The sequence below is a fragment of the Rhodoferax sp. GW821-FHT02C08 genome (assembly GCF_059421805.1).
In genome coordinates this window covers 21,827-44,093 of record NZ_JBWKVR010000003.1, presented here as the reverse complement: position 1 = coordinate 44,093, position 22,267 = coordinate 21,827, and the positions used below count along the sequence as shown (strand labels likewise).

Annotated in this window: 24 protein-coding genes, 2 tRNA genes and 1 riboswitch; of the genes, 21 read left to right on the top strand and 5 right to left on the bottom strand. The window is 62.5% G+C overall.

Annotated elements, in window-relative coordinates; all coding sequences use genetic code 11:
* Positions 1 to 176: 176 nt before the first annotated feature.
* The 10 genes from ppx to AC07VY_RS04300 all read left to right on the top strand — a co-directional run bounded on the left by ppx (position 177) and on the right by AC07VY_RS04300 (position 10,163).
* The gene (ppx, locus tag AC07VY_RS04345; protein WP_495096607.1) at positions 177 to 1,676 is read left to right on the top strand and encodes an exopolyphosphatase; all 1,500 of its coding nucleotides are present in this window, start codon (positions 177 to 179) and stop codon (positions 1,674 to 1,676) included.
* Positions 1,677 to 1,796: 120 nt separating this feature from the next.
* Complete coding sequence (locus AC07VY_RS04340) at positions 1,797 to 2,555, top strand: PEP-CTERM/exosortase system-associated acyltransferase (protein ID WP_495096608.1); 759 nt, start codon at positions 1,797 to 1,799, stop codon at positions 2,553 to 2,555.
* Positions 2,556 to 2,656: 101 nt separating this feature from the next.
* On the top strand, positions 2,657 to 3,448 hold the full coding sequence (locus tag AC07VY_RS04335; protein ID WP_495096609.1) for a sulfite exporter TauE/SafE family protein: 792 nt from the start codon (positions 2,657 to 2,659) through the stop codon (positions 3,446 to 3,448).
* Positions 3,449 to 3,494: 46 nt separating this feature from the next.
* A complete protein-coding gene (locus AC07VY_RS04330; RefSeq protein WP_495096610.1) occupies positions 3,495 to 5,273 on the top strand; it encodes a nitrite/sulfite reductase in 1,779 nt (592 codons plus the stop codon).
* An 11-nt stretch (positions 5,274 to 5,284) separates the two neighbouring features.
* Positions 5,285 to 5,713 (top strand): DUF934 domain-containing protein, encoded by a 429-nt coding sequence (locus tag AC07VY_RS04325; RefSeq protein ID WP_495096611.1) that lies wholly within the window; start codon positions 5,285 to 5,287, stop codon positions 5,711 to 5,713.
* 25 nt (positions 5,714 to 5,738) lie between these two features.
* A complete protein-coding gene (locus AC07VY_RS04320) occupies positions 5,739 to 6,362 on the top strand; it encodes a phosphoadenosine phosphosulfate reductase domain-containing protein (RefSeq protein WP_495096612.1) in 624 nt (207 codons plus the stop codon).
* A 14-nt stretch (positions 6,363 to 6,376) separates the two neighbouring features.
* Positions 6,377 to 7,300 (top strand): sulfate adenylyltransferase subunit CysD, encoded by a 924-nt coding sequence (gene cysD, locus AC07VY_RS04315; RefSeq protein ID WP_495096613.1) that lies wholly within the window; start codon positions 6,377 to 6,379, stop codon positions 7,298 to 7,300.
* Positions 7,301 to 7,429: 129 nt separating this feature from the next.
* On the top strand, positions 7,430 to 8,746 hold the full coding sequence (locus AC07VY_RS04310) for a sulfate adenylyltransferase subunit 1 (RefSeq protein WP_495096614.1): 1,317 nt from the start codon (positions 7,430 to 7,432) through the stop codon (positions 8,744 to 8,746).
* Positions 8,747 to 8,786: 40 nt separating this feature from the next.
* Positions 8,787 to 9,116 carry a ferredoxin FdxA gene (gene fdxA, locus AC07VY_RS04305; RefSeq protein WP_315228620.1) on the top strand — a complete coding sequence of 110 codons (330 nt, stop codon included), beginning with the start codon at positions 8,787 to 8,789 and terminating at the stop codon, positions 9,114 to 9,116.
* Between the two features lie 3 nt (positions 9,117 to 9,119).
* Complete coding sequence (locus AC07VY_RS04300) at positions 9,120 to 10,163, top strand: NAD(P)/FAD-dependent oxidoreductase (protein WP_495096615.1); 1,044 nt, start codon at positions 9,120 to 9,122, stop codon at positions 10,161 to 10,163.
* A gap of 27 nt (positions 10,164 to 10,190) precedes the next feature.
* Here AC07VY_RS04300 and AC07VY_RS04295 read toward each other — a convergent pair whose 3' ends face one another.
* On the bottom strand, positions 10,191 to 10,772 hold the full coding sequence (locus tag AC07VY_RS04295) for a hypothetical protein (protein ID WP_495096616.1): 582 nt from the start codon (positions 10,770 to 10,772) through the stop codon (positions 10,191 to 10,193).
* A 103-nt stretch (positions 10,773 to 10,875) separates the two neighbouring features.
* The gene (locus AC07VY_RS04290) at positions 10,876 to 11,382 is read right to left on the bottom strand and encodes a hypothetical protein (RefSeq protein ID WP_495096617.1); all 507 of its coding nucleotides are present in this window, start codon (positions 11,380 to 11,382) and stop codon (positions 10,876 to 10,878) included.
* 233 nt (positions 11,383 to 11,615) lie between these two features.
* On the opposite strand from AC07VY_RS04290, the gene AC07VY_RS04285 reads away from it, so the two are divergent.
* Complete coding sequence (locus tag AC07VY_RS04285; RefSeq protein WP_495096618.1) at positions 11,616 to 12,899, top strand: purine-cytosine permease family protein; 1,284 nt, start codon at positions 11,616 to 11,618, stop codon at positions 12,897 to 12,899.
* A 58-nt stretch (positions 12,900 to 12,957) separates the two neighbouring features.
* Here AC07VY_RS04285 and thiD read toward each other — a convergent pair whose 3' ends face one another.
* On the bottom strand, positions 12,958 to 13,800 hold the full coding sequence (gene thiD / locus AC07VY_RS04280) for a bifunctional hydroxymethylpyrimidine kinase/phosphomethylpyrimidine kinase (protein WP_495096619.1): 843 nt from the start codon (positions 13,798 to 13,800) through the stop codon (positions 12,958 to 12,960).
* Positions 13,801 to 13,842: 42 nt separating this feature from the next.
* A riboswitch (TPP riboswitch) is annotated at positions 13,843 to 13,940 on the top strand.
* A gap of 32 nt (positions 13,941 to 13,972) precedes the next feature.
* Between thiD and AC07VY_RS04275 the strand changes: the two genes are divergently transcribed.
* The 7 genes from AC07VY_RS04275 to AC07VY_RS04245 all read left to right on the top strand — a co-directional run bounded on the left by AC07VY_RS04275 (position 13,973) and on the right by AC07VY_RS04245 (position 17,840).
* Complete coding sequence (locus AC07VY_RS04275) at positions 13,973 to 15,052, top strand: FAD-dependent oxidoreductase (RefSeq protein WP_495096620.1); 1,080 nt, start codon at positions 13,973 to 13,975, stop codon at positions 15,050 to 15,052.
* Positions 15,049 to 15,246 carry a sulfur carrier protein ThiS gene (gene thiS, locus AC07VY_RS04270; protein ID WP_495096621.1) on the top strand — a complete coding sequence of 66 codons (198 nt, stop codon included), beginning with the start codon at positions 15,049 to 15,051 and terminating at the stop codon, positions 15,244 to 15,246. Before AC07VY_RS04275 ends, thiS begins: the two co-directional genes overlap by 4 nt.
* 4 nt (positions 15,247 to 15,250) lie before the next feature.
* Positions 15,251 to 16,051: a thiazole synthase gene (locus tag AC07VY_RS04265; RefSeq protein WP_495096622.1), complete on the top strand. Its 801-nt coding sequence runs from the start codon at positions 15,251 to 15,253 to the stop codon at positions 16,049 to 16,051.
* Positions 16,052 to 16,057: 6 nt separating this feature from the next.
* Positions 16,058 to 16,930 carry a thiamine phosphate synthase gene (thiE, locus tag AC07VY_RS04260; RefSeq protein WP_495096623.1) on the top strand — a complete coding sequence of 291 codons (873 nt, stop codon included), beginning with the start codon at positions 16,058 to 16,060 and terminating at the stop codon, positions 16,928 to 16,930.
* Between the two features lie 71 nt (positions 16,931 to 17,001).
* Positions 17,002 to 17,077 (top strand) — tRNA-Asn (locus tag AC07VY_RS04255).
* A 75-nt stretch (positions 17,078 to 17,152) separates the two neighbouring features.
* A tRNA-Asn gene (locus tag AC07VY_RS04250) sits at positions 17,153 to 17,228 on the top strand.
* Positions 17,229 to 17,375: 147 nt separating this feature from the next.
* On the top strand, positions 17,376 to 17,840 hold the full coding sequence (locus AC07VY_RS04245; protein ID WP_495096624.1) for a DUF192 domain-containing protein: 465 nt from the start codon (positions 17,376 to 17,378) through the stop codon (positions 17,838 to 17,840).
* Positions 17,841 to 17,883: 43 nt separating this feature from the next.
* Here the strand turns inward: AC07VY_RS04245 and AC07VY_RS04240 are convergent, their stop codons facing one another.
* Together AC07VY_RS04240 and xseA are read right to left on the bottom strand one after the other, a co-directional pair.
* Positions 17,884 to 18,465 (bottom strand): superoxide dismutase, encoded by a 582-nt coding sequence (locus tag AC07VY_RS04240; protein WP_495096625.1) that lies wholly within the window; start codon positions 18,463 to 18,465, stop codon positions 17,884 to 17,886.
* Positions 18,466 to 18,508: 43 nt separating this feature from the next.
* Positions 18,509 to 19,825: an exodeoxyribonuclease VII large subunit gene (xseA, locus tag AC07VY_RS04235; protein WP_495096626.1), complete on the bottom strand. Its 1,317-nt coding sequence runs from the start codon at positions 19,823 to 19,825 to the stop codon at positions 18,509 to 18,511.
* A 339-nt stretch (positions 19,826 to 20,164) separates the two neighbouring features.
* Between xseA and AC07VY_RS04230 the strand changes: the two genes are divergently transcribed.
* Genes AC07VY_RS04230 through lpxK form a run of 3 tightly spaced genes read left to right on the top strand, consistent with a single transcriptional unit; the run spans position 20,165 to position 22,250 of the window.
* Positions 20,165 to 20,797 (top strand): MotA/TolQ/ExbB proton channel family protein, encoded by a 633-nt coding sequence (locus AC07VY_RS04230; RefSeq protein WP_495096627.1) that lies wholly within the window; start codon positions 20,165 to 20,167, stop codon positions 20,795 to 20,797.
* A 6-nt stretch (positions 20,798 to 20,803) separates the two neighbouring features.
* Positions 20,804 to 21,220 carry an ExbD/TolR family protein gene (locus AC07VY_RS04225; RefSeq protein ID WP_495096628.1) on the top strand — a complete coding sequence of 139 codons (417 nt, stop codon included), beginning with the start codon at positions 20,804 to 20,806 and terminating at the stop codon, positions 21,218 to 21,220.
* Between the two features lie 4 nt (positions 21,221 to 21,224).
* On the top strand, positions 21,225 to 22,250 hold the full coding sequence (lpxK, locus tag AC07VY_RS04220; RefSeq protein ID WP_495096629.1) for a tetraacyldisaccharide 4'-kinase: 1,026 nt from the start codon (positions 21,225 to 21,227) through the stop codon (positions 22,248 to 22,250).
* The last annotated feature ends 17 nt before the right edge of the window (positions 22,251 to 22,267 follow it).

Below are 22,267 nucleotides of genomic sequence, written 5' to 3'. Positions count from 1 at the left end.
GTGAGGAAACCAACCCGACGATTCACCGGTCCTGGTAAATCTGTGCGATGGTGCTAATTTAAGAAGGTTGTGTGACAGACATGTGACAAAACAAAGCCCGCACCGGGGCCGATAGGCGTGAATGAGGTCCCAAGGCACATGGGTGCTATGCTGCGCCCACAAAAACTTGCGACACCATGCAAAACGGAACACTTCTCGCCGCCCTGGACTTGGGCTCCAATAGCTTTCGCCTGGAAATTGGCCGACTCGACCATGGCCAGATCCACCGCACCGAATACCTGAAGGAAACCGTTCGCCAAGGCAACGGTCTGGACGAAAACCGCAACCTCAGCGCCGAAGCCATGCAGCGCGGCTGGGACTGCCTGGCCCGCTTCGCCGAGCGCCTGGCGGGCTTCAAACACCAGCAAGTCCGCGCCGTCGCAACCCAAACCCTGCGCGAAGCCCGCAACCGGGACGCATTTCTGGCCCGCGCGCACGAAATCCTGGGCTTTCCCATCGACGTGATTCCAGGCCGGGAAGAAGCACGGCTGATATACCAAGGCGTAGCACGGCTCTTACCCCAATCGGACGAACGACGCCTGGTGGTAGACATTGGCGGCCGCTCCACCGAGATGATTTTGGGCCAGGCCTACGAAGCGAACGTCATGGAGTCCTTCCGGGTCGGCAGTGTCGCTTGGTCGATGAAATACTTTCCCCAGGGCCAATTCACCCGCGATGCGTTCCGTATTGCCGAAATTGCCGCCAAAGCCGTTTTGGACGAAGCCCTGAACGCCTACCGGCGCGACACTTGGGATGTGGCCTATGGTTCCTCCGGCACGGTGGGCGCAGTCGCAGATATCCTGCACGCCGCCGGTTGGCCCCTGAATCTCATCACCCGTGAAGGCCTGGATTGGATCAGCGACCGGCTACTCAAGGCGCAAACCGTCGAAAAACTGCGCATCGAAGGCATGAAGGACGACCGCAAGCTGGTCATAGGCGGCGGAATCAGCGTGCTGCGGGCCATTTTTGATCTGCTGGGCATCAATGAAATGCATGCAGCCGATGGCGCGCTGCGCCATGGCGTGCTGTACGACCTGGTTACACGAAGCCAAGAGGAAACCGATCTGCGCGCAGTGTCTGTGCAACGTATGGCCACCCGCTTTGCAGTGGACGCGGACCAAGCCCAACGTGTAGCCCAGATTGCGAGCCATCTGTTCGGCCAGATGCAGGCCCGTAGCGGTGTCCCCGCTGCAGAAATTACCCGTCTGCAGCGCAAGCTGCATTGGGCTGGCCAGTTACATGAAATTGGCAGCCAGATTTCTCACAACGACTACCACCGGCATGGCGCCTACATCCTGGGCCACGCCGACTTGCCCGGCTTTGCCTTATCGGAGCTGCAGCGCCTGAGCCAACTTGTGCTGGGCCACCGTGGGAAGTTGCACAAACTGGAATGCGACTTCAGCGATGCCGACTACATGCAGCAGTTGCTGTCACTACGGATTGCTGCAATCCTGTGCCACGCACGCCGCGATCCCGATGTGGAAGGACTGGAGCTGGAACTCGGAGACTCCACACAGTTTTCGCTGACCACCCGTCCTGGCTGGTCTCAGGCCTATCCGCAATCGGCCCATCTGCTACGCGATGAAGCCCTGGCATGGCAAAAGACACCCTGGGCACTGCTACTTTCTGAAGCTTGAGAAATAGCAATTAACCCTCAAGAAAACTTTACGTCAAGGACATAAAACCTGAATAATGGAAGCCCACGGCGCGCACGGTTCGAAACATGACGCAGGACGAGACAACCAGCAAGGCTTCCAATGTCAGAAAATCGACGACTCAACCTGGGTGACAGCTACAAGCAGTATTTTGAGATTGCCCCTGCACTGGAAAAGGCGCGAGTCGACGACGTATTCTTCATTCGCCATGATGTCTATGCCCGCGAACTAGGCTTTGAGCCGGTACGGGAAGACCAGCGCGAGACCGATAAATACGATTACCGTTCGCAACACTGCCTAGTACGTACTGCAGGCGAACCGCACAGGCTTGCAGGCTGTGCCCGCCTGGTACTGACCGACCCCGCTGACCCCGCGGCGCCACTGCCGTTTGAGGTCACCTGCAGGGACACCATAGACCGCAGCATCATCGACCCGGCGCGCGAACCGCGCGAGCGCATTGCCGAAGTATCACGCTTGGCGGTCATGTCCGAATTCCGTCGGCGCAAGGGCGAACAGCACAGCGGAGCCACCATCTCAGACTCCGACTTCGGCGAGCGCGACCAACCACGCTTCCCCTACATTCCCGTCAGCCTGTATATAGGCGCACTGGCCATGGCGCGGCGCCAAGGCATAGAAATCCTGTTCACCCTCACAGAACCGCGCTTGGCCGAACATTTCGCCAAACTTGGCGTCAATATCATCCCCATCGGCGGCGCTGTGGAACACCGCGGCCAACGTGTCCCGTCCATGTTGAAAGTGAACGATGTCTACCAGGGCGCACGCCTGATGATGCGCCCGCTGTGGCATGCCATCAACGAGCAAATGGATGCTGCCTACGCTGCCAATGCGAACAGTACATAGGCGCCAAGGCCAATTTCGTTATTTCTAAATATGCCGATTGGCATATTGGTAGAACAATAAAGTAGTTTGGAATCGGAGGCCCGGCTTCTATAGTCGCGGCCATGTACGATTTTGCTTTCGTTTTTGCCGGATTTTTTGTCGGCTTTGTGGTCGGCCTGACGGGTGTGGGCGGTGGCTCGCTCATGACGCCCATCTTGATCTTCTTCTTTGGCATGAAGCCCTACCTGGCGATAGGCACCGACCTGCTGTTCGCCTGCTTCACCAAGGCCGGCGGCACACTGAAGATGGCGCGCTCGGGCCTGGTCAACTGGCGCATCGTGGCCACCCTGTGCGCAGGCAGCGTGCCCGCCTCGCTGCTGACCCTGTGGGCACTGCATACCCTCGGACCGGCCGACCCCCACGTACAAAAAATCATGACCACCACACTGGGCGTGGCTTTGCTGCTGACGGCCTTGGCCACGCTCTACAAAAGCATACGTGGCAAGAGCGCACCGCGCACCATCAGCAACCAGGCCATGGCCCAGGCAGAACGCCCGCGCCACTGGAGCCTGCCGCTGCTATTCGGCGCATGCATAGGCTGCCTGGTCACACTGACCTCGGTGGGCGCTGGCGCGATTGGCGTCACGGTGCTCATGCTGCTCTACCCCTTGCTGCCGCTGCAGCGCATTGTTGCCGCCGACATCGCCTATGCCGTGCCCTTGACGCTGGTAGCCGGCCTGGGACATGCCGGCCTGGGCTCTGTGGACTGGCCTCTGCTGGGTAAGCTGCTGGCCGGCTCCCTGCCCGGCATCTGGCTCGGGTCGCATATGGTGTTGAAGACCCCCGACCGCGTCATCCGCGGCGTACTGTCTTTGTTGCTGGCTTATGCGGGCACCAAATTACTGGCACTTTAAAATCGCGGGTTGCCCCAAGCGACCCGTACCACGATAGACCACCAAAATGTACCAATACACCGAATTTGACAAACAGTTTGTGCAACTGCGCGCCGCCCAGTACCGAGACCAGCTCGAACGCTGGCAAAAGGGCACGCTGGCCGAAGACGAATTCCGCCCACTGCGCCTGCAAAACGGCTGGTATGTACAGCGCTTTGCCCCTATGCTGCGTGTGGCCGTCCCCTATGGCGAGCTGAATAGCGCCCAGTTGCGCGTGCTGGGCACCATCGCCCGCGATTACGACAAAAAAGACGCGCACGACCTGGCCAAGGCCAACCCCGGCCTGAGCGATCTGCACAGCCTGCCCAGCGCCTGCGCCCACTTCACCACCCGCCAGAACGTCCAGTTCAACTGGATTCCGCTGGACAAGAGCGCCGACGTGATGGACCTGCTGGCCAGCGTGCATCTGCACGGCATCCAGACCAGCGGCAACTGCATCCGCAACACCACCAGCGACGAGCGCGCCGGCATTGCCGCCGATGAAGTCGCCGATCCCCGCCCCCTGGCCGAAATCATCCGCCAGTGGAGCACGCTGCACCATGAATTCGCCTTCCTGCCACGCAAGTTCAAGATCGCCATCGTCGGCGCCACCGACGACCGCGCCGCCACCGCCTGGCACGACGTGGGCCTGCATGTGCTGAAGAACGAGGCCGGTGAAGTTGGCCTGCGCGTAATGGTCGGCGGCGGCATGGGCCGCACACCGGTCGTCGGCACGGTGATCCGCGACTTCCTGCCCTGGAACCAGATCCTCAACTACCTGGAAGCCGTGGTACGCGTCTACAACCGCTGGGGCCGCCGCGACAATATGTACAAGGCGCGCATCAAGATTCTGGTGAAAGCCGAAGGCCAGCGCTATATCGACGAGGTCGAGGATGAATACCAGCAAATCCTGACCCGTGACGGCGCACCGCACACCATCAGCCAGGCCGAACTGGACCGGGTTACCGCCAGCTTCGTGCCGCCGGCCAGCCGCGTCGGTGCCTTGCCCGCCCTGGCCAACCCGGTTGCGGCCCCTGTCGACGACAAGGACTACACCCGCTGGCTGAAGCAAAACGTAGCCGCCCACCAGAACCCGCTGCTGCGTGCCGTGACCCTGTCGTTCAAACGCCTGGGCTACTCGCCCGGCGACGCGACCGCAGAGCAGCTGGATGCCGCAGCCGACCTGGCCGACCGCTACAGCGCCGGCGAAACCCGCGTGACCCACGACCAGAACCTGGTGCTGCCCTGGGTCCGCGCCGACGAGCTGCCCGCCCTGTACGCCGAAGCCAAGGCGCTGGGCCTGGCCAAGGCCAACATCCGCCTGCTAACCGACATGATCGTCTGCCCCGGCGGCGACTTTTGCAGCCTGGCCAATGCCCGCTCGCTGCCGATTTCCGAAGCCATCAGCCAGCGCTACCAGGACATGGACGAACTGCACGACCTGGGCGAGATCGACGTGCACATGAGCGGCTGCATCAACTCCTGCGGCCATCACCACAGCGCCCACATCGGCATTCTGGGCGTGGACAAGGACGGCCAGGAGTGGTACCAGGTGACGCTGGCCGGCTCGGACGGCTCGAATCTGTCCGGCCCCGCCATCGCGGGTAAGGTCGTCGGCCCGTCCTTCAGCGCAGCCGAAGTGCCCGAAGTCATCGAAGCCGTGTTGGATACCTACCGCAGCACCCGCAACAGCGGTGAAAACTTCATCGATACCCTGCGCCGCGTCGGCCAGGACCCGTTCAAACAGGCTGCCAACGGCGCCCGCATCAGCACCGGCAAGCCCACCCGTGACAGCGTGGCTGCCTGAGAGGAAATACTATGAAAATAATAGCTGCTACCGCACATATTCCCTGCGCTGAAGGCCAAAAAGACCATATAGCCTTGGCCAACACCGAAGACCCCCGCAGCCTGGACCTGGTTGGCGTCACCCGCATCGACCTGAACTTCCCCAAGTTCACCGATGGCCGTGCCTACAGCCAGGCCTTCCTGCTGCGCCGCCGCCTGGGCTTCACCGGCGAAATCCGCGCCACGGGTGACGTGCTGATCGACCAGCTGGTACAAATGCAGCGCAGCGGTTTTGACGTGGCCGTGCTGCGCGAAGGCGTAGACGCCAGCGCTGCCCAGCGCCAGTTCGACCGCTTCCAGGGCTTCTACCAGGGCGATGCCGTCCACGTGGTGCCCCACTTTGCCGAAACCGAAGACAGCGCAGCCTACGGCGCTGAGCTGGAACGGCAAGACTCGGCCTGATATCGGCCTGACCGGAACCAACACCATGAGTAATCTCAACCTCGCACAAATCAACGCCGAACTCGGCCGCAACGCCCCCGCACTGGTGGAATGGGCGCTCGGCCTGCACCAGCCCGCCATCGTCACCACCAACTTCCGCCCATTCGAAGCGGTCATCCTGCACATGGTCACCCGCGTCAATCCCGACGTGCCCGTGGTCTGGATGGACAACGGCTACAACACCGAAGCCACCTACCAGTTTGTCGATGAAGTGACAAAGCAGCTGAAGCTGAACCTGCGCATCTACCTGCCGCTGCGCTCGCGTGCGCACCGCGAAGCCGTGGACGGCGCGACACCCGCGCTGGACGATCCGCGCCATGCCGCCTTCACCGAAGAAGTGAAGCTGGAGCCTTTTGCCCGCGCACTGCGCGAGACGGCGCCCAAGGTCTGGTTCACAGCACTGCGGGCCACCGACACCGCCGTGCGCGCCCAGATGGACCCTGTCAGCATCAACCCCGACGGCCTGATCAAGGTCGCACCGCTGCTGCACTGGTCGTCCAAAGAGTTGTATGAATACTGTGAAGCCCACGGCCTGCCCAACAACTTCGACTACGTGGACCCCACCAAGGGTGAAGACAACCGCGAGTGCGGCTTGCACCTTGCCCACTGAAACCTGACCCCGACATGAATACCCAAGTGACCCCACACCATCTGAGCAATACCCACCTCGACGCACTGGAAGAAGAAACCATCTTCATCCTGCGCGAAGTGGCTGCCGTGTTTGAACGCCCCACCCTGCTGTTTTCGGGCGGCAAAGACTCGCTGGTGCTGCTGAAATGCGCCGAAAAAGCCTTCGGCGCAGGCCGCATTCCCTACCCGCTGCTGATGATCGACACCGGCCACAACTTCCATGAAGTGACCGACTTCCGCGACTTCCGCGCCAAGGAACTGGGCGCCGAACTCATCGTGCGCAACGTCGAAGACTCGATGAAACGCGGCACTGTGCGCCTGGCCCACCCTGGCGAATCGCGCAATGTGCACCAGTCGGTGACCCTGCTGGAAGCCATCGAAGAATTCCGCTTCGACGCACTGATCGGCGGCGCCCGCCGCGACGAAGAAAAAGCCCGCGCCAAGGAACGCATCTTCAGCCACCGCGACAGCTTCGGCCAATGGCAGCCCAAGGCCCAGCGCCCTGAGCTGTGGACCCTGTTCAACACCCGCCTGCAGCCCGGCGAACACTTCCGCGTGTTCCCCATTAGCAACTGGACCGAGCTGGACGTCTGGCAGTACATCGAGCGCGAGCAAATCGCCCTGCCTTCGCTGTACTACACGCACAAACGCGAAGTGGTCGAGCGCAAGGGCCTGCTGGTGCCGGTGACCGACCTGACTCCTTTGCGCGCCGGTGAAACTTCTGAGCAGCGCGACGTGCGCTTCCGCACCGTGGGCGACATCACCTGCACCTGCCCGGTGGAGAGCTTTGCCGCCACCGCCGGCGACATCGTGATCGAAACCCTGGCCGCCGACGTGAGCGAACGCGGCGCGACCCGCATGGACGACAAAACCTCTGAGGCTTCGATGGAGAAGCGCAAGAAAGACGGATATTTTTGAACACCCCCAGGCTTGCCCACTTCGTGTGGCCTCCTACCCCCTTGCAGGGGGCGACACCAGAGGCCCGGCAAAGCCGGTTCCACGGTGTCTCAGGGCTTGGACCGTTCTGTATTAACGTGATTGATTGAAATGACAAACGCTACAACATTAATAGCTACTTCCGCAGGTACTACCAGCGCTGCAGCCCTTTCAGCCTTGAAATTCATCACCTGTGGTTCGGTCGATGACGGCAAGAGCACCTTGATCGGCCGCCTGCTGGTCGACACCAAAGCCGTGCTGCAAGACCACCTGGCCGGCGTGCAACGCCAGGGCGAAACCGACCTGGCCCTGCTGACCGACGGCCTGAGCGCCGAGCGCGAGCAAGGCATCACCATCGACGTGGCCTACCGCTACTTCAACACCGAAGACCGCAAGTTCATCATCGGCGACGCGCCCGGCCACGAGCAGTACACCCGCAACATGGTGACCGCCGCCAGCAGTGCCGACGCCGCCGTGGTGCTGGTCGACGCCACCAAGCTCGACTGGAAGAACGCCGCGCTGGAGCTGCTGCCGCAAACCCGCCGCCACTCGCTGCTGTGCCACCTGCTGCGCGTGCCCAGCATCGTGTTTGCCATCAACAAGCTGGACGCGGTGGAAGACTCGGCCCTGGCCTTTGCCCACATCAGCGCTGCTTTGAACAGCTTTGCCGCCGCCGCCGAGATTCCGGTCAAGGCCATCGTGCCGATTTCGGCCTTGAAGGGCTGGAACGTGGTCGAAGCCGGCCACAGCGAAAACCCCGATTGGTGCAAGTACACCGGCCCAACCCTGCTACAGATTCTGGAGCAACTGCCCAGCACGCCGGCCGAGGTCGAGCAGCCCTTCGCCTTCCCGGTGCAGTGGGTGGAAAAATTCTCGTCCAGCAGCGACACCAGCCAGGGCCGCCGCGTGTTCTGGGGCCGTGTGGCCACCGGCAAGGTCGAAGTCGGCCAAGAAATCCGCATCCTGCCCAGCGGCCAAACGGCCACCGTCGCCCAGGTGCTGGACCATGCGCGCAACCCCAAGAGCGTGCTGGCTGGCAATAGCGCCGGCATCACGCTGGACCGCGAAGTCGATGTATCGCGCGGCGACTGGCTGCTGGCCCCGGGCCAATTCGAAGCCAGCCGCGAGATCTCGGCCACCATCGCCTGGATGGACGACGAACCCCTGGTCGCCGGCCGCGTTTACTGGGCGCTGCACGGCCACCGCTGGGTCAAGGCCAAGGTCAAACGCATCGTCCACAAGCTGGACATCAACACCCTGGCCGAGGAAGATGCAAGCGAGCTACCGCCGAACGCCATCGGCCACATCGAGCTGGCGCTGCAGGAAGGCATCGCCACCCTGCCCTACATCCAATCCCGTTCGCTGGGTGCCTTGGTACTGGTCGATACGGCCTCGCACAAGACCTCGGGCGCCGTGCTGGTCCGCTAATTTAAAATCACGGGTTAACCCCGCAATTGAAAAAAATACCATGACTCACGTCGTATCCGAAGCCTGCATCAAGTGCAAATACACAGACTGTGTGGACGTCTGCCCCGTGGACTGCTTCCGCGAAGGCCCCAACATGCTGGTCATCGACCCCGATGAATGCATTGACTGCGCCGTCTGCATCCCCGAGTGCCCGGCCAACGCCATCTACGCTGAAGAAGACATGCCAGCCGACCAGTTGGCCTTCATCAAGCTGAATGTGGAACTGGCCCGCGCCGACGGCTGGAAGAGCATCACCAAGCGCAAACCAGCCCTGCCCGACGCAGACGACTGGAAAGACGTGATGCCCAAGATCCAGCTGTTGGAACGTTAAACCGTGTTGCCCGTACTGGAAACCGGCGCCGTCGTCATCGGCGCGGGCCCGGTCGGGCTGTTCCAGGTCTTCCAGCTGGGTCTGCTGGAAGTCCCTACCCATGTGATTGACGCCCTGCCCCATGCTGGCGGCCAGTGCATGGAGCTCTACCCCGACAAGCCCATCTACGATATTCCAGGCACGCCGGCCACCAGTGGCCGGGCGCTGGCCGCGTCGCTGCTGCAGCAAATACAGCCTTTTGGCGCGCAGTTCCATCTGGGCCAGCTGGTCAGCAGCATCGCCAAACAGGCCGATGGCCGCTTCCTGGTATCCACCGACCGCGGCACCCAGCTGCTGGCGCCCGTGGTGGTGATCGCCGCCGGCGTCGGTGCCTTCCAGCCTCGGCGTCTGAAGATGGATGGTATCGAGGCCTTTGAAGGCAGCCAACTGCACTACCACGCCCCACCCGCGGATGTCGCGGACAAACACCTGGTGGTGGTGGGTGGTGACGAAGCCGCCTTGCGTTGCGCTCTGGCATTGGCCGAGACCGATGCCAAGAGCGTCACCTTGTTGCACCGGCGCGATGTGCTGCAGGCGCCCACCGCCGACATTGTGGAAATGCAGATGCTGCAGCAAGCCGGGCGCATGCGTTTCATGGTCGGACAGATCGCTGGTTTCGAGGCCGATGCCGACCGCTTGACCGCCCTGCAGATCAGCGACGTGGATGGTGTGCCGCACCGCCTCTCGGCAGACGCCATCAGCGTGTTCCAGGGCTTATCACCCAAACTCGGCCCGGTCGCCGACTGGGGCCTGGCCATGGAGCGCAAGCAATTGACCGTGGATACAGCGCGCTTTGAAACCAGCGAGCCGGGCATCTTCGCCGTGGGCGACATCAACACCTACCCCGGCAAGCAAAAGCTTATCGTCTGCGGCTTCCACGAAGCCACGCTGGCCGCCTACGCCGTAGCGCCGCTGGTCTTCCCCGGCAAGAAAATCCCGTTCCAGTACACAACAACCTCGCCACGGCTACACCAGTTGTTGGGCGTAGCTACGCCAACAGCAGAATAAAGCGCCCGGGACTCAGAAGCACTCGCGTCAAAACTTCGCGCGGTAATAGACCATGGGCTTGCCACGGCTGACGCGCAGCACCAGCTTCTCGTTGTTGTTGAGCTGCATGCCCAAAGCACCTCCCAACTCGAACTGGATGCCACGCGCGGTGGCCGAGCTGAATTGCATCTCCAGCCGCGTGTCGTAGCTGGGCTCTCCGTTCGCCCGCTGGATCAACTCCATCGCATCCGGCGCCGGCGCCACATGCTGCCAAATGCCGATATTCACGCGGCCCCGGCTGTCCTCTGAAGAACGCCAGCGCAGGCCCAGATCCAACCCAGGAGAAACGCTGCGGCCATTCAGTGCCGGGCTAGCGGCAGGGGGGGTTACGGCAGCGCTCAGGCCTAGCGCCGATTGAGGGGAGGAGCCGGACCAGCCGGTCAAGGACATACGGGAATTTGCAGTGCGGTCCAGACTGGGAACGGGGGCCAACTCCAACTGCAAACTGGGCTGGGGGACCACCACATCTTGCTGCGCATGGACCCAGGACGCCACACACAATGCCACCAGCGGAGACAGCCCGCACGGCCGCAAAGACGGTAAGAATGCGTACAGACCGGCAGATTGCATGGCGCACATCCTGAGGTAGTTAACCCCATTGTGGCGCAAAGAAAAAAGTCTGTGTGTGAGAAAAAGACCTGTTTTGTGACAGGACTTCACGCTGTCGCCGGCTTCAGAACTCCTTGACCACCGAATACGTCAAGCCAGCCGTGCCCAGCATGTCAATCTGCGCATGCCAGCCGGAATCAAACTTCCAGCCCACGGCCGGCACGATGGCGGGCGAAAAGCCGTTGTGATTCAGCGGCACCTTGTTTTCATATGGCGGCTTGTAGCCGTACAAGATGCCCGCCGACCATTTCAAGTAGATCTTGGGATAGCTGTCAAACACACCGTAATAGCTTTTGCCCAGGTACAGGTAGCCGCTGTCCTGGCCAAAGGAGTTGCTGAACAGCGCCAGTCCGTAAAAGCTGTTGTCGGCGGTGGATTCACGCTCCAGGCCCAGCAAATGCACCGGGCGATGCTCGGGGTTGTAGCTGTAGTGGGTCGTGTGCGGGCTGAACTCGATACGCCAGCGGTAGGGCTGGTCAGCACTGTCGGTGGCGGTCTGGGCCATCGCGCTGCCGGTCAGACCGAGCAATGCGCAGAAAACAAACTGCCAGGGGCGGATGAAAGCGTCCATAGTATTCAGGGATGTGGGGGTAAGAATGCTCGGGCCGGCGCAGCGCGCACCGGCCCAAAAACAGCCGCCGATTGTATCGCTATAAAATTAATAGCACTTTAAACAGCTAACGCCTACGCCAGACGCCCTATGCACCACAAGATGGCGCCACGATAAAATCTTGCGTCCCTGCGCCAGCACTGGCCCGCGAGCTACAGGCCCACTGACCGGCATCATTTGTATGGAGCAAACACATGGCTCAGCCATCCTTTTTCAATAACGAGGCCTTGACGCCGATACCGCAGGCGCAGCGCGTCTTCGGCTGGTCGGCCCATGCCGCACTCTGGTTCAGCCTGGGGGTGGGCCTGCTGGTGATGCAGATCGGCGCCTACCTGGTGCCCGCCGTAGGCACGCGCGATGCCGTGCTGGCGATTGTGCTGGGCTCTCTCGTTGGCTCCGGTCTGCTTGCCTGGACGGCGCGCATTGGCTGCGACAGCGGCCTGTCCAGCGCCGGCCTGATGCACGCCACCTATGGCAGCGGCTTTGCGCGCCTGCCGGTGGTGCTAAACATTGTGCAACTGCTGGGCTGGACCGCATTTGAGCTGGTGGTGATGCGCGACGGCACCCTGGCCATTGCCCAGGAACATTTCGGCTGGATACCGCAAGGCAGCCAAGGTACGCTGCTGGTGACCCTGCTATGGGGCGCACTGCTGACTGCGCTGATGGCCGGCTCCATGCTGACCCTGGTGCGCAAATTCATCAGCCGCTACGGCCTGCCCCTGGTGGTGCTGTCGCTGCTTTGGCTGAGCTGGCAGTTCGGCCACAAGCTGATGGAATCTGACCTGCACGCCTTCTGGACCCGGCCGGGCGACGGCAGCATGGGCCTGCTGTCGGCCATGGACCTGGTGATCGCCATGCCCGTGTCCTGGCTGCCGCTGGTGGCCGACTATGCGCGCCACGGCCGACAAGGCCGCAGCGCCATGAGCGGCACCTGGCTGGGCTATGCGCTGGCGAATATGTGGTGCTATGCACTGGGCGTGATGGTGGTGACCGTGGCCGGCCCGGATACCGGCCTGGTCACCGCATTGCTGCTGGCCCAGGGCGGCCTGCTGGCGCTAGGTCTGATCCTGGTGGACGAGATCGACAACGCCTACGGCGACGTGTATTCGGGTGCGGTATCCGCCCACAGCCTCGCCCCCTGGTGGAGTGTGCGGCGTTGGGGCCTCCTGCTGGCCGTGGCCTGCACCGGCCTGGCGCTGGTGCTGCCCATGCACAGCCTGGAGCCATTTCTGACACTGCTGAGCTCGGTGTTCGTGCCCCTGTACGGTGTGATCCTGGGCCGCCTGTCACAGGGCACGGCCACCGCATCACAACGCCTGGTGGAGCCCAGCGCTGCCCTATTATGGGTGGCCGGCATTGTGGCCTACCACCTGCTGACCAACTACGCGCCACAGTTCGGCGCCGCCCTGCCGACGCTGGCCCTGGTGTTCTTCGTAGCTTGGTTGACGCGGCCTTTGCGCATCACCTATGCGCTATAGAAAAAATAGCTTCTTGCGCAGGTAATACCTGCGCTACAGGTCTATTTCCTATAAACCCTCAAACGCCTAGAACCTGCATGGGCAAAGGCGCGAATCCGTGGTTCAACGGTCCGTGGCCGTGCCCGGTGTGCACGCTGGCACCGGCTTGTATGGCGCCACGGATATAAGCCCGGGCCTGACCCACCGCCTCCGTCAGCTCAAAGCCCTTTGCCAGGTACACCGCAATGGCAGACGACAGCGTGCAGCCCGTGCCGTGGCCGTTGTGCGTAGCAATGCGGGCCGAATGCCAGGGCTGGCGGCTGCCATCGCACTGGCCCAGCAGGTCTACCACCGCATCCCCCGGCAGGTGCCCCCCCTTGAGCAGCACGGCCGGCGCACCTAGCGCCAGCAAATCCGCCACCGCAGGCTCCAGCGTTTCCACGGTATCCACACTGCGGCCCAGCAGCAGAGCCGCTTCGTCCAAATTGGGCGTGACCACGGTGGCGCGGGGAAACAGCTGGTCCACCAGCACCTGCACGGTTTCAACCGCCATCAAGCGGTCGCCGCTGGTGGCCACCATCACCGGGTCCAGCACCACGCGTTTTAGTTGGTACTGGTCAATGGCCCAGGCCACCACCTCCACCATCTCGGGCGAATGCAGCATGCCGATCTTCACCGCGTCGGCGCCAATATCATCAAGCACAGCCTGCAACTGGGCTTTCAGAAAGGACGCTGGCACGGGGTGGATGGCTGTCACGCCACGCGTGTTCTGTGCGGTCAGCGCGGCCAGCGCCGTCATGCCGTAGCAGCCCAGCGCGGCAAAGGTTTTCAAGTCGGCCTGTATGCCCGCGCCGCCGCCACTATCAGAGCCAGCAATCGACAACAGGCGCAGATAGCGGGGAGAAGAGTCAGAAATAGTCATGCTGAAATTATCGGGCCAGCGATGTGATGTAATCCGGGTTTGCGGATGAAACAGGGGTGTCTGGTACGCAAACCAGACTGAGAAAAACCCTCATACCCGATCCAGATCATGCTGGCGTGGGAAGTTTCTATCAACGACAGCGCCTCGTTTCGTCCCAATTGAGCTTTCGCAAATGGACGATACCTTGGCTACCCCACTCTCCACCACCATTCTTGGCGCAGGCCTGATGGGCCGCTTGCTGGCCCTGGCGCTGGCACGCTCGGGCCACACCGTACAGGTCTTTGAGGCCGGCGGACCCGAGGCCGAGGGCGCCGCCGCCCGCGTGGCCGCCGCCATGCTGGCGCCACTGGCTGAATCGGCCATCACCGAGACCGGCGTGGTGCAGATGGGCCAGCATGGACTCACGCGCTGGCCGGAACTGATCGCCGAACTGGACATGCCGGTGTTCTTCCAGCGCAACGGCACTTTGATTCTCTGGCACCGGCAAGACGCCCCCGAGGCCAGCCGCTTTGGCCAGCAGCTCACCGCCACCTGCCAGCAACTGCCCAACCTACCCATACCGCAGCACCTGGACTCCGCCGCCATCGCAGCGCTGGAGCCCGCCATCGGCAATCGCTTCAGCCAGGGCCTGCTGCTACCCGGCGAGGGACAACTGGACAACCGTGGCTTGCTCAATGCTCTGCTGGTGCAGTTGCAGCAGGTGGGTGTCACCATGCACTGGCACAGCCCGCGCCAGCCAGAAGATGTCCACAGCGACTGGGTCTTTGACTGCCGCGGCCTGGGCGCACGCACACAATGGCCGGCCCTGCGCGCGGTGCGCGGCGAGGTGCTGCGCCTGCACGCGCCCGGCGTGGAGCTGCAACGCCCAGTGCGCCTGGTGCACCCCCGCTACCCGCTATACATTGCCCCAAAACCCGGCAATATCTTTGTCGTGGGAGCCACCGAGATCGAGTCCGACGATATGTCGCCCATGAGCGTGCGCTCCAGTCTGGAGCTGCTGAGCGCGGCTTACAGCGTGCACAGCGGCTTTGGCGAAGCGCGCATCCTGGAAAGCGCCACCCAGTGCCGCCCCACCCTGCCCAACAACCTGCCCGCGATCCGGCGGATTGCCCCCAATACGCTGCAAATCAACGGCCTGTACCGCCACGGCTTCATGATCGCCCCGGCCATGCTGGACGTGGTGCTGGAACTGGTGCAGCACGGTACGTCCGCGCTGGCCACGCAATTCGACCTGACGGTAGAAGAAGCATGAATGTCACCATCAACAACACCCCCCAGACCCTGCCTGACGGCGCCACGCTGGCCGACGCACTGGCGCAGATGCAGGCACAGCCGCCATTTGCCACCGCGGTGAACAAGACCTTTGTGCCACGCGCGCAGTACCCGCACACCGTGCTAGCCGAGGCCGACAGCATAGAAATCATCCACCCCGTGACCGGAGGCTGACACCATGTCCCACGACCCTCTCATCCTGTACGGCGAAAGCTTCGCCAGCCGCCTGCTGCTGGGCACCTCCCGCTACCCCTCGCCCAGCACCATGGCCGACGCCATCACGCGCGCCCGCCCGGCCATGCTCACAGCTTCGCTGCGCCGGCAAAACCTAGGCGGCCAGGACAAGAGCCCCAATGGATTCTGGGAACTGCTGCGCCAGACCGGTGTGCCCGTGTTGCCCAACACCGCCGGCTGCCACGGCCTGCAAGAGGCCATTACCACCTCCCACATGGCGCGCGAGGTGTTCGACACCCCCTGGATCAAGCTGGAGCTGATAGGCGACGACTACACCCTGCAGCCCGACACCTTGAACCTGGTGGAGGCCGCCAGCCGCCTTATCAAGGACGGCTTCAAGGTGCTGCCCTATTGCACCGAGGACCTGGTGCTGTGCCAGCGCCTGGTGGACGTGGGCTGCCAGGCCGTCATGCCCTGGGCCGCGCCCATCGGCACCGGTAAGGGCCCGATCAACCCCTATGCCATGCAGGTGCTACGCGAGCGCCTGAGCGTGCCGCTGCTGGTCGATGCCGGCCTGGGCCGTCCCTCGCATGCCTGCCAGGTGATGGAATGGGGCTATGACGGCGTGCTGCTGAACACCGCCGTGGCACTAGCCCAAGACCCCGTCACCATGGCCGGTGCCTTTGCCGATGCGGTTGCCGCCGGGCGCAGCGCCTTCCTGGCCGGCGCCATGCTGGAACAGCAGGCCGCCCACCCCAGCACGCCAGTGCTGGGCACGCCGTTCTGGCACCACGCACAGGAATAGTTCCATATGCAACCTGCCCTGACCCAGGCCATCCTGGACCAACACAGCGCCATGGCGCTGCCCACCCGCGATGCGGTATTCGACGCCAGTCTGAGTGCGGCTTTGCAGCTGGGCTTTATCCCCACCGACGCCCATTGCATCGCCCAAGCCTGGCAAGCCCAGGCTGCGCGCACCGGGAACACCCGCGACTGGCCCACAGCACCAGAAGATTTCGGCTTGGCTCCCTGGCCGCGCGAACAGACTTTTGCACCCTGCCCACGCCAGTTGGGTCTGTACGCAGTCCTGCCTGATGCCGCCTGGGTCGCCCGCATGGCCCGCGCAGACGTACCCACGGTGCAGCTACGCTTCAAATCCGAAGATGCCGACGCCATCCAACGCGAAGTCCAGGCCGCTGTAGATGCCGTGCGGGGCACGCGCGCCCTGCTGTTCATCAATGATCACTGGCAGCAAGCCATCCAGGCCGGAGCCTATGGTGTACACCTGGGCCAGGAGGACCTGGACCTGCTGAGCGAAGACGATTTGCATGCCATTCGCAGCGCCGGCCTGCGCCTGGGCATCAGCACCCATGGCTATGCCGAAATGCTGCGCGCAGACCGCGTCAGCCCCAGCTACATCGCCCTGGGTGCGGTGTTCCCCACTACATTGAAGAAGATGGCCACCGCCCCCCAGGGCACGGCCCGCCTGGCCGCCTATGCCAAACTGCTGCGCGACTACCCATTGGTCGCCATTGGTGGCATAGACAATGAGCGCCTGCCCGCCGTGCTGGCCAGCGGCGTCGGCTCAGTGGCCGTAGTGCGCGCAATCACCGCAGCCCCCGATCCGGAGAGTGCCGCCGCAGCCCTGCGCCAGGCCATACACGGCCCGCTAGGCCTGGAGTGAACTTTTTACGGTAAAAAATCGCTAACTTGCAAAATCCAAAAAACTGACGCTATAATTTAAGTCTGTCATATTCCTCAATAGCTCAGTTGGTAGAGCGCCGGACTGTTAATCCGTAGGTCCCTGGTTCGAGCCCAGGTTGAGGAGCCAGAATTTTGCAAAAAGGGCTTACGCCAACCCGTAAGCCCTTTTTATTTCAGCCACCAAGGCTGATGCATCCGATATTCCTCAATAGCTCAGTTGGTAGAGCGCCGGACTGTTAATCCGTAGGTCCCTGGTTCGAGCCCAGGTTGAGGAGCCAGCTAAAAGCCCCGCGCGCAAGTCCGGGGCTTTTTTACTTTAGCGCCTACATATGTAAACCATACACAGCGCTGATTGCCGCTATGCACAAGCATGCCAGAATGCCAAAGCTGAAAGCTCCAGATATCAATCCCCCCCCGCGCCACCGATGAAAAATCTAACCTCCACCCTCTGGCTATCCCTGGCCCTGGCTTGCGCCTCGTTCGGCACTGCATCCGCGCAGGATACGCCGCAAACCGACCTGCCCCGCGTCAATCTAACCGCAGGCATTTACCAGATCGATACCCAGCTGGCACTGACCCCGCAGCAGCGCGAAATCGGCCTGATGTTTCGCAAGGAAATGCCACAGCAAGAAGGCATGCTGTTTGTATTCGAGCAGCCCGCCACGCAGTGTTTCTGGATGAAAAACACGATCCTGCCGCTGACTGCCGCATTCATCGACGACCACGGCACCATCGTGAACCTGGCCGATATGAAGCCGCAAACCACGGACTCCCACTGCTCCGAAAAACCGGTGCGCTATGTGCTGGAAATGAATGTGGGCTGGTTCGCCAAAAAAGGCATCAAGGCCGGCAGCAAACTGGGCGGCAAGCCCTTCGAGCTGGCCAAATAAAAAAGCCCGTCAGCGACGGGCTTTTTCTTGAGCGCTAGAAAGCTCAGGCGAAATTCTTTTCCGCGAATTCCCAGTTCACCAGCTTGTCGAGGAAGGTTTCGACAAACTTGGGACGCATATTGCGGTAGTCAATGTAGTACGCGTGTTCCCACACGTCCACGGTCAGCAGCGCCTTGTCAGCGGTGGTCAAGGGGGTGCCGGCTGCACCGGTATTGACGATGTCGACCGAGCCGTCAGGCTTCTTCACCAGCCAGGTCCAGCCGGAACCGAAGTTGCCCACAGCGGACTTGACGAAGGCTTCCTTGAAAGCCGCGTAGGAGCCGAACTTGGCGTTGACGGCCGTAGCCAGCGCGCCGCTGGGTTCGCCGCCGCCTTGGGGCTTCATGCAGTTCCAGAAGAAGGTGTGGTTCCAGATTTGCGCGGAATTGTTGTAGATGCCGCCGCTGGACTTCTTGATAATTTCTTCCAGGGTCAACGATTCAAACTCGGTGCCCTTTTGCAGGTTGTTCAGGTTGACCACGTAGGCGTTGTGGTGCTTACCGTGGTGAAACTCCAGGGTTTCCTGGGAATAGGCAGGCGCCAGAGCGTCGATCGCGTAAGGCAATGGGGGCAGGGTATGTTCCATGTTTTTCCTCGTGGGTTGGTGGTTGACGGAATGATTGTAGAAACTAATTTGCGCACGTCTGTAGGACTTGGAGAGCAACCTCACCGTCGGCCAGGGTTGCCACCAGCGACTCGCCGGCTATGGCCTGCACCGTGCTGGTGATGGGCATCCCTTGAGGCGTTCGCAGCAAAGCGTAACCGCGCTGCAGTACCAAAAGAGGGTCCAGCAGAGCCAGGCTGCGATCGGCACGGTCCAGGCGCTCGCCACGCAGGCGCAGAGCGGTCTGCACACTGGCGGGAAAATCCATCTTTTGCGCCTGTAAACAGGTCTTTTCTTGCTGCAACTTTGATAGTGCGGCATATCGCAGTCGCTGCGCCTGCTGGCCTAGCTTCCACTGCTGACGCGCAACCAGTCCCGAGGGCCGCCCTAGGCGCTGGGCCGCGCTATCCAGGCGCTGGCCCTGTGCATCCAATTGACGCAGCGCGGCATCCTGCAGGCGCTGGCCCGCCAAAGCCAAGGCCCCTAGCCAGACATCGCGCGGCTGGGCCACCAGCTCGGCCGCCGCCGTGGGTGTGGGCGCGCGCAGGTCAGCGACAAAGTCGGCAATGGTGAAGTCGGTTTCATGGCCGACGCCACTGACCACCGGCACCGGGCTCTGGCAAATGGTGCGCGCCAGTTGCTCGTCGTTAAAGGCCCACAGGTCTTCCAGCGAGCCGCCACCGCGCACCAGCAGGATGACATCGATATGTACAAAATCACCCGCTGACGCAGATTCCGCCTGCGCAAAGCGATATAAATTTGATAGTGCCTTGACCAGCTCAGCCGGTGCCGCCGCTCCTTGCACCAACGCCGGCACCAGCACCACGGGAATATGCGGCACCCGCCGCTGTAAGGCCGCCACCACATCGTGCAACGCAGCGGCACCTAAAGATGTGACCACACCAATGCCACGCGGCAGCAGTGGCAAGGGGCGCTTGCGTGCGGGGTCAAACAGCCCTTCGGACTCCAGCTGCGCCTTGAGCCGCAAAAACTGCTCGAACAAGGCGCCCTGCCCAGCGCGACCCATGCTCTCCACAATCAGCTGCAAATCACCACGCGGCTCGTACACGCCCAGGCGGCCGCGCACTTCCACCAGCTCACCATCGCGCGGCGCAAAGTCCAGCAGACTGGCCGCGCGGCGGAACATGGCGCAGCGGATCTGGCCTTGCGCGTCCTTGAGATTGAAGTAGCAATGCCCGCTGGACGCGCGCGAGAAGCCCGAAATCTCGCCGCGCACCGCGACAGGATTGAAGCGCGCCTCCAGCGCATCAGCAATGGCGCGGCATAGCGCGCCAACCGGCCAGATACGCGGCGCCAATACTGGGTTTGGGGCGTCCACCATCAGGTCTGGCGCGCCGCAGCGCGGAGTTGGCCGGGCAAGTGCTCCACAGGCGCGACAAGGGCTGCACCCACCCGTTGAATTTCGTAAAAACCCGCGGGAAACGCTGGATTTGTGTGGTAAGTGATTGATTTCACTGGATTTTTTTCTGCTTAAATTTTCATCGAAGTGTCACGGACCCGCATGGATGCTGGATTTCGGCGCGGTGACTACAAGTTCTTCACAAAGTTATCCACAGGAAATGTGGGTGGCTCGGGGGTTTAAACAGATACGGAACAAATCGCGGATGTCGCAAGCGGCTAAGCCATAATCGCAAAGAATCTATCAGCGCGGAGAGCCATATTGTTTTCGATCATACAAGCCGCAGGCTGGCCCATCTGGCCCCTCGTAGCCTGCTCCATCCTGGCGCTGGCCCTGGTTATTGAACGCTTTCTCAGCCTCAAGACCGCCAAAATCGTCCCCCCAAAACTTCTTGACGAGGTGCTGGCCGTGTCCCAGGTCACGCTGCCTGCACCGGGCGTGGTGAACCAGCTGGCGCAAAACTCGCTGCTGGGCGAAGTGCTGGCCAGCGGCATGCGCGTGCTGCACACCCACCCACGCTGCAGCGATGAAGACATCCGCACGGCTATGGAAAGCTCTGGCCGCTCGGTCGCCCACAAGCTGGAGAAATACCTCAGCGCCCTGGCCACCATTGCATCAGCAGCACCGCTGCTGGGCCTGCTGGGCACGGTGATCGGCATGATCGACATCTTTGGTTCGCAAACCGGCGGCGGCAGCTCGGGCGGCAACCCGGCCCAGCTGGCGCACGGCATCTCGGTGGCGCTGTACAACACGGCATTCGGCCTGATGGTGGCGATCCCCTCGCTAATCTTCTGGCGCTATTTCCGCGCCCGCGTGGACGAGTACCTGCTGGCGCTGGAAATGGCCGCCGACCAGTTTGCCCGCCACCTGAGCTCGGTACGCAAGCGGGGCTGACAGGCTATGAACTTCCGCCACCGCCACCGGGAAGAGCCCGAAATCAACCTGATCCCGTTCATCGACGTTCTGCTGGTGGTGCTGATCTTCTTGATGCTGTCCACCACCTACAGCAAATTCACCGAGCTGCAGGTCAAGCTGCCGGTAGCCAATGCCGATGCGCAGCGCGACTACCCCAAGGAAATCATCGTCGCCGTCAGCAGCGACGGGCGTTACGCGGTGAACAAGAGCGCAGTGGAAGGCCGCAGCATCGACGTGATCTCGCAAGCCCTGGCCAACGCAGCCCGGGGCGGCAAAGACATGGTGGTCATCATCAGCGCCGATGCCAGCGCCACCCACCAGTCGGTCATCACCGTGATGGAGGCCGCGCGCCGCGCAGGCCTGAACCAGATCACGTTTGCCACCCAATCCACGCCCAAATAAGCCCATGGCCGAGGGCATGGAAGGCAGGCTGCTGCGCACCTGGCGCACGCGCGGGCCCCTGGCCTGGCTGCTCTGGCCGCTGTCACTGCTGTATGGCCTACTGCACGCCTTGCGCAAGCTGCTGTACCGCACGGGCTGGCTTACCTCCGGCAGCGTGCAGGTACCGGTCGTCGTGGTCGGCAACGTGGTCGCTGGCGGCTCGGGCAAAACCCCGGTGGTAATGGCCCTGGCCCAGCATTGGACAGCGCGTGGCATTGCGGTCGGCGTGGTATCCCGTGGCTACGGTCGCAACATCCAGGACGGCCAGGACTGCCGCGAGGTGCACGCCGACAGCCTGCCCAGCGAAGTGGGCGACGAGCCCGCCCTGGTGCGCCGCAGCTGCCAGGTGCCGGTGTTCGTGGCGCGCAAACGTCTGGATGCGGCCCAGGCCCTGCTGGCGGCCTATCCACACACCCAGTTGATACTCTGCGACGACGGCCTGCAGCATTACGCGCTGCGGCGCGATCTGGAAATCTGCATTTTTGACGACCGGGGCGTGGGCAACGGCTTTCTGCTGCCCGCCGGACCTCTGCGCGAACCTTGGCCGCGCCCCGTGGACCTGGTACTGCACACCGGCCAGCACCCGGCATTCGCCGGCTTTCGGGCGCAACGCCGGCTGGCCGACTATGCGCTGCAGGCCGACGGCACGCGGCGCCCGCTGTCCAGCCTGCAGGCTACACCCCTGCACGCCGTGGCAGCCATCGCCCAGCCAGACCATTTTTTCACCATGCTGCAGGCGGCCGGCCTGCAGCTCGCACAGACCCAGGCCTTGCCGGATCACTACAATTTTGATAGCTGGCATCGCACGAATTACCTGCGCGAGACCGTGATTTGCACAGAGAAAGATGCCGTCAAGCTATGGCGGCACCAGCCGGATGCATGGGCCGTCCCCCTCGTGCTGGAGCTGGACGCCGGCTTTCTGGCCGCGCTCGACCAGCGCGTCGATCCCTGGCTATCATCGCCCCCTGGCCGCATTTCTGCGGCAACCTAATACCGACTGACCGACTG

What these genes read in the sequence shown, in the direction of transcription:
- ppx (WP_495096607.1), top strand. Translation starts at nt 177, where the DNA reads ATGCAAAACGGAACACTTCTCGCCGCCCTGGACTTGGGCTCCAATAGC.
- AC07VY_RS04340 (WP_495096608.1), top strand. Translation starts at nt 1,797, where the DNA reads ATGTCAGAAAATCGACGACTCAACCTGGGTGACAGCTACAAGCAGTAT.
- AC07VY_RS04335 (WP_495096609.1), top strand. Translation starts at nt 2,657, where the DNA reads ATGTACGATTTTGCTTTCGTTTTTGCCGGATTTTTTGTCGGCTTTGTG.
- AC07VY_RS04330 (WP_495096610.1), top strand. Translation starts at nt 3,495, where the DNA reads ATGTACCAATACACCGAATTTGACAAACAGTTTGTGCAACTGCGCGCC.
- AC07VY_RS04325 (WP_495096611.1), top strand. Translation starts at nt 5,285, where the DNA reads ATGAAAATAATAGCTGCTACCGCACATATTCCCTGCGCTGAAGGCCAA.
- AC07VY_RS04320 (WP_495096612.1), top strand. Translation starts at nt 5,739, where the DNA reads ATGAGTAATCTCAACCTCGCACAAATCAACGCCGAACTCGGCCGCAAC.
- cysD (WP_495096613.1), top strand. Translation starts at nt 6,377, where the DNA reads ATGAATACCCAAGTGACCCCACACCATCTGAGCAATACCCACCTCGAC.
- AC07VY_RS04310 (WP_495096614.1), top strand. Translation starts at nt 7,430, where the DNA reads ATGACAAACGCTACAACATTAATAGCTACTTCCGCAGGTACTACCAGC.
- fdxA (WP_315228620.1), top strand. Translation starts at nt 8,787, where the DNA reads ATGACTCACGTCGTATCCGAAGCCTGCATCAAGTGCAAATACACAGAC.
- AC07VY_RS04295 (WP_495096616.1), bottom strand. Translation starts at nt 10,772, where the DNA reads ATGCAATCTGCCGGTCTGTACGCATTCTTACCGTCTTTGCGGCCGTGC.
- AC07VY_RS04290 (WP_495096617.1), bottom strand. Translation starts at nt 11,382, where the DNA reads ATGGACGCTTTCATCCGCCCCTGGCAGTTTGTTTTCTGCGCATTGCTC.
- AC07VY_RS04285 (WP_495096618.1), top strand. Translation starts at nt 11,616, where the DNA reads ATGGCTCAGCCATCCTTTTTCAATAACGAGGCCTTGACGCCGATACCG.
- thiD (WP_495096619.1), bottom strand. Translation starts at nt 13,800, where the DNA reads ATGACTATTTCTGACTCTTCTCCCCGCTATCTGCGCCTGTTGTCGATT.
- AC07VY_RS04275 (WP_495096620.1), top strand. Translation starts at nt 13,973, where the DNA reads ATGGACGATACCTTGGCTACCCCACTCTCCACCACCATTCTTGGCGCA.
- thiS (WP_495096621.1), top strand. Translation starts at nt 15,049, where the DNA reads ATGAATGTCACCATCAACAACACCCCCCAGACCCTGCCTGACGGCGCC.
- AC07VY_RS04265 (WP_495096622.1), top strand. Translation starts at nt 15,251, where the DNA reads ATGTCCCACGACCCTCTCATCCTGTACGGCGAAAGCTTCGCCAGCCGC.
- thiE (WP_495096623.1), top strand. Translation starts at nt 16,058, where the DNA reads ATGCAACCTGCCCTGACCCAGGCCATCCTGGACCAACACAGCGCCATG.
- AC07VY_RS04245 (WP_495096624.1), top strand. Translation starts at nt 17,376, where the DNA reads ATGAAAAATCTAACCTCCACCCTCTGGCTATCCCTGGCCCTGGCTTGC.
- AC07VY_RS04240 (WP_495096625.1), bottom strand. Translation starts at nt 18,465, where the DNA reads ATGGAACATACCCTGCCCCCATTGCCTTACGCGATCGACGCTCTGGCG.
- xseA (WP_495096626.1), bottom strand. Translation starts at nt 19,825, where the DNA reads ATGGTGGACGCCCCAAACCCAGTATTGGCGCCGCGTATCTGGCCGGTT.
- AC07VY_RS04225 (WP_495096628.1), top strand. Translation starts at nt 20,804, where the DNA reads ATGAACTTCCGCCACCGCCACCGGGAAGAGCCCGAAATCAACCTGATC.
- lpxK (WP_495096629.1), top strand. Translation starts at nt 21,225, where the DNA reads ATGGCCGAGGGCATGGAAGGCAGGCTGCTGCGCACCTGGCGCACGCGC.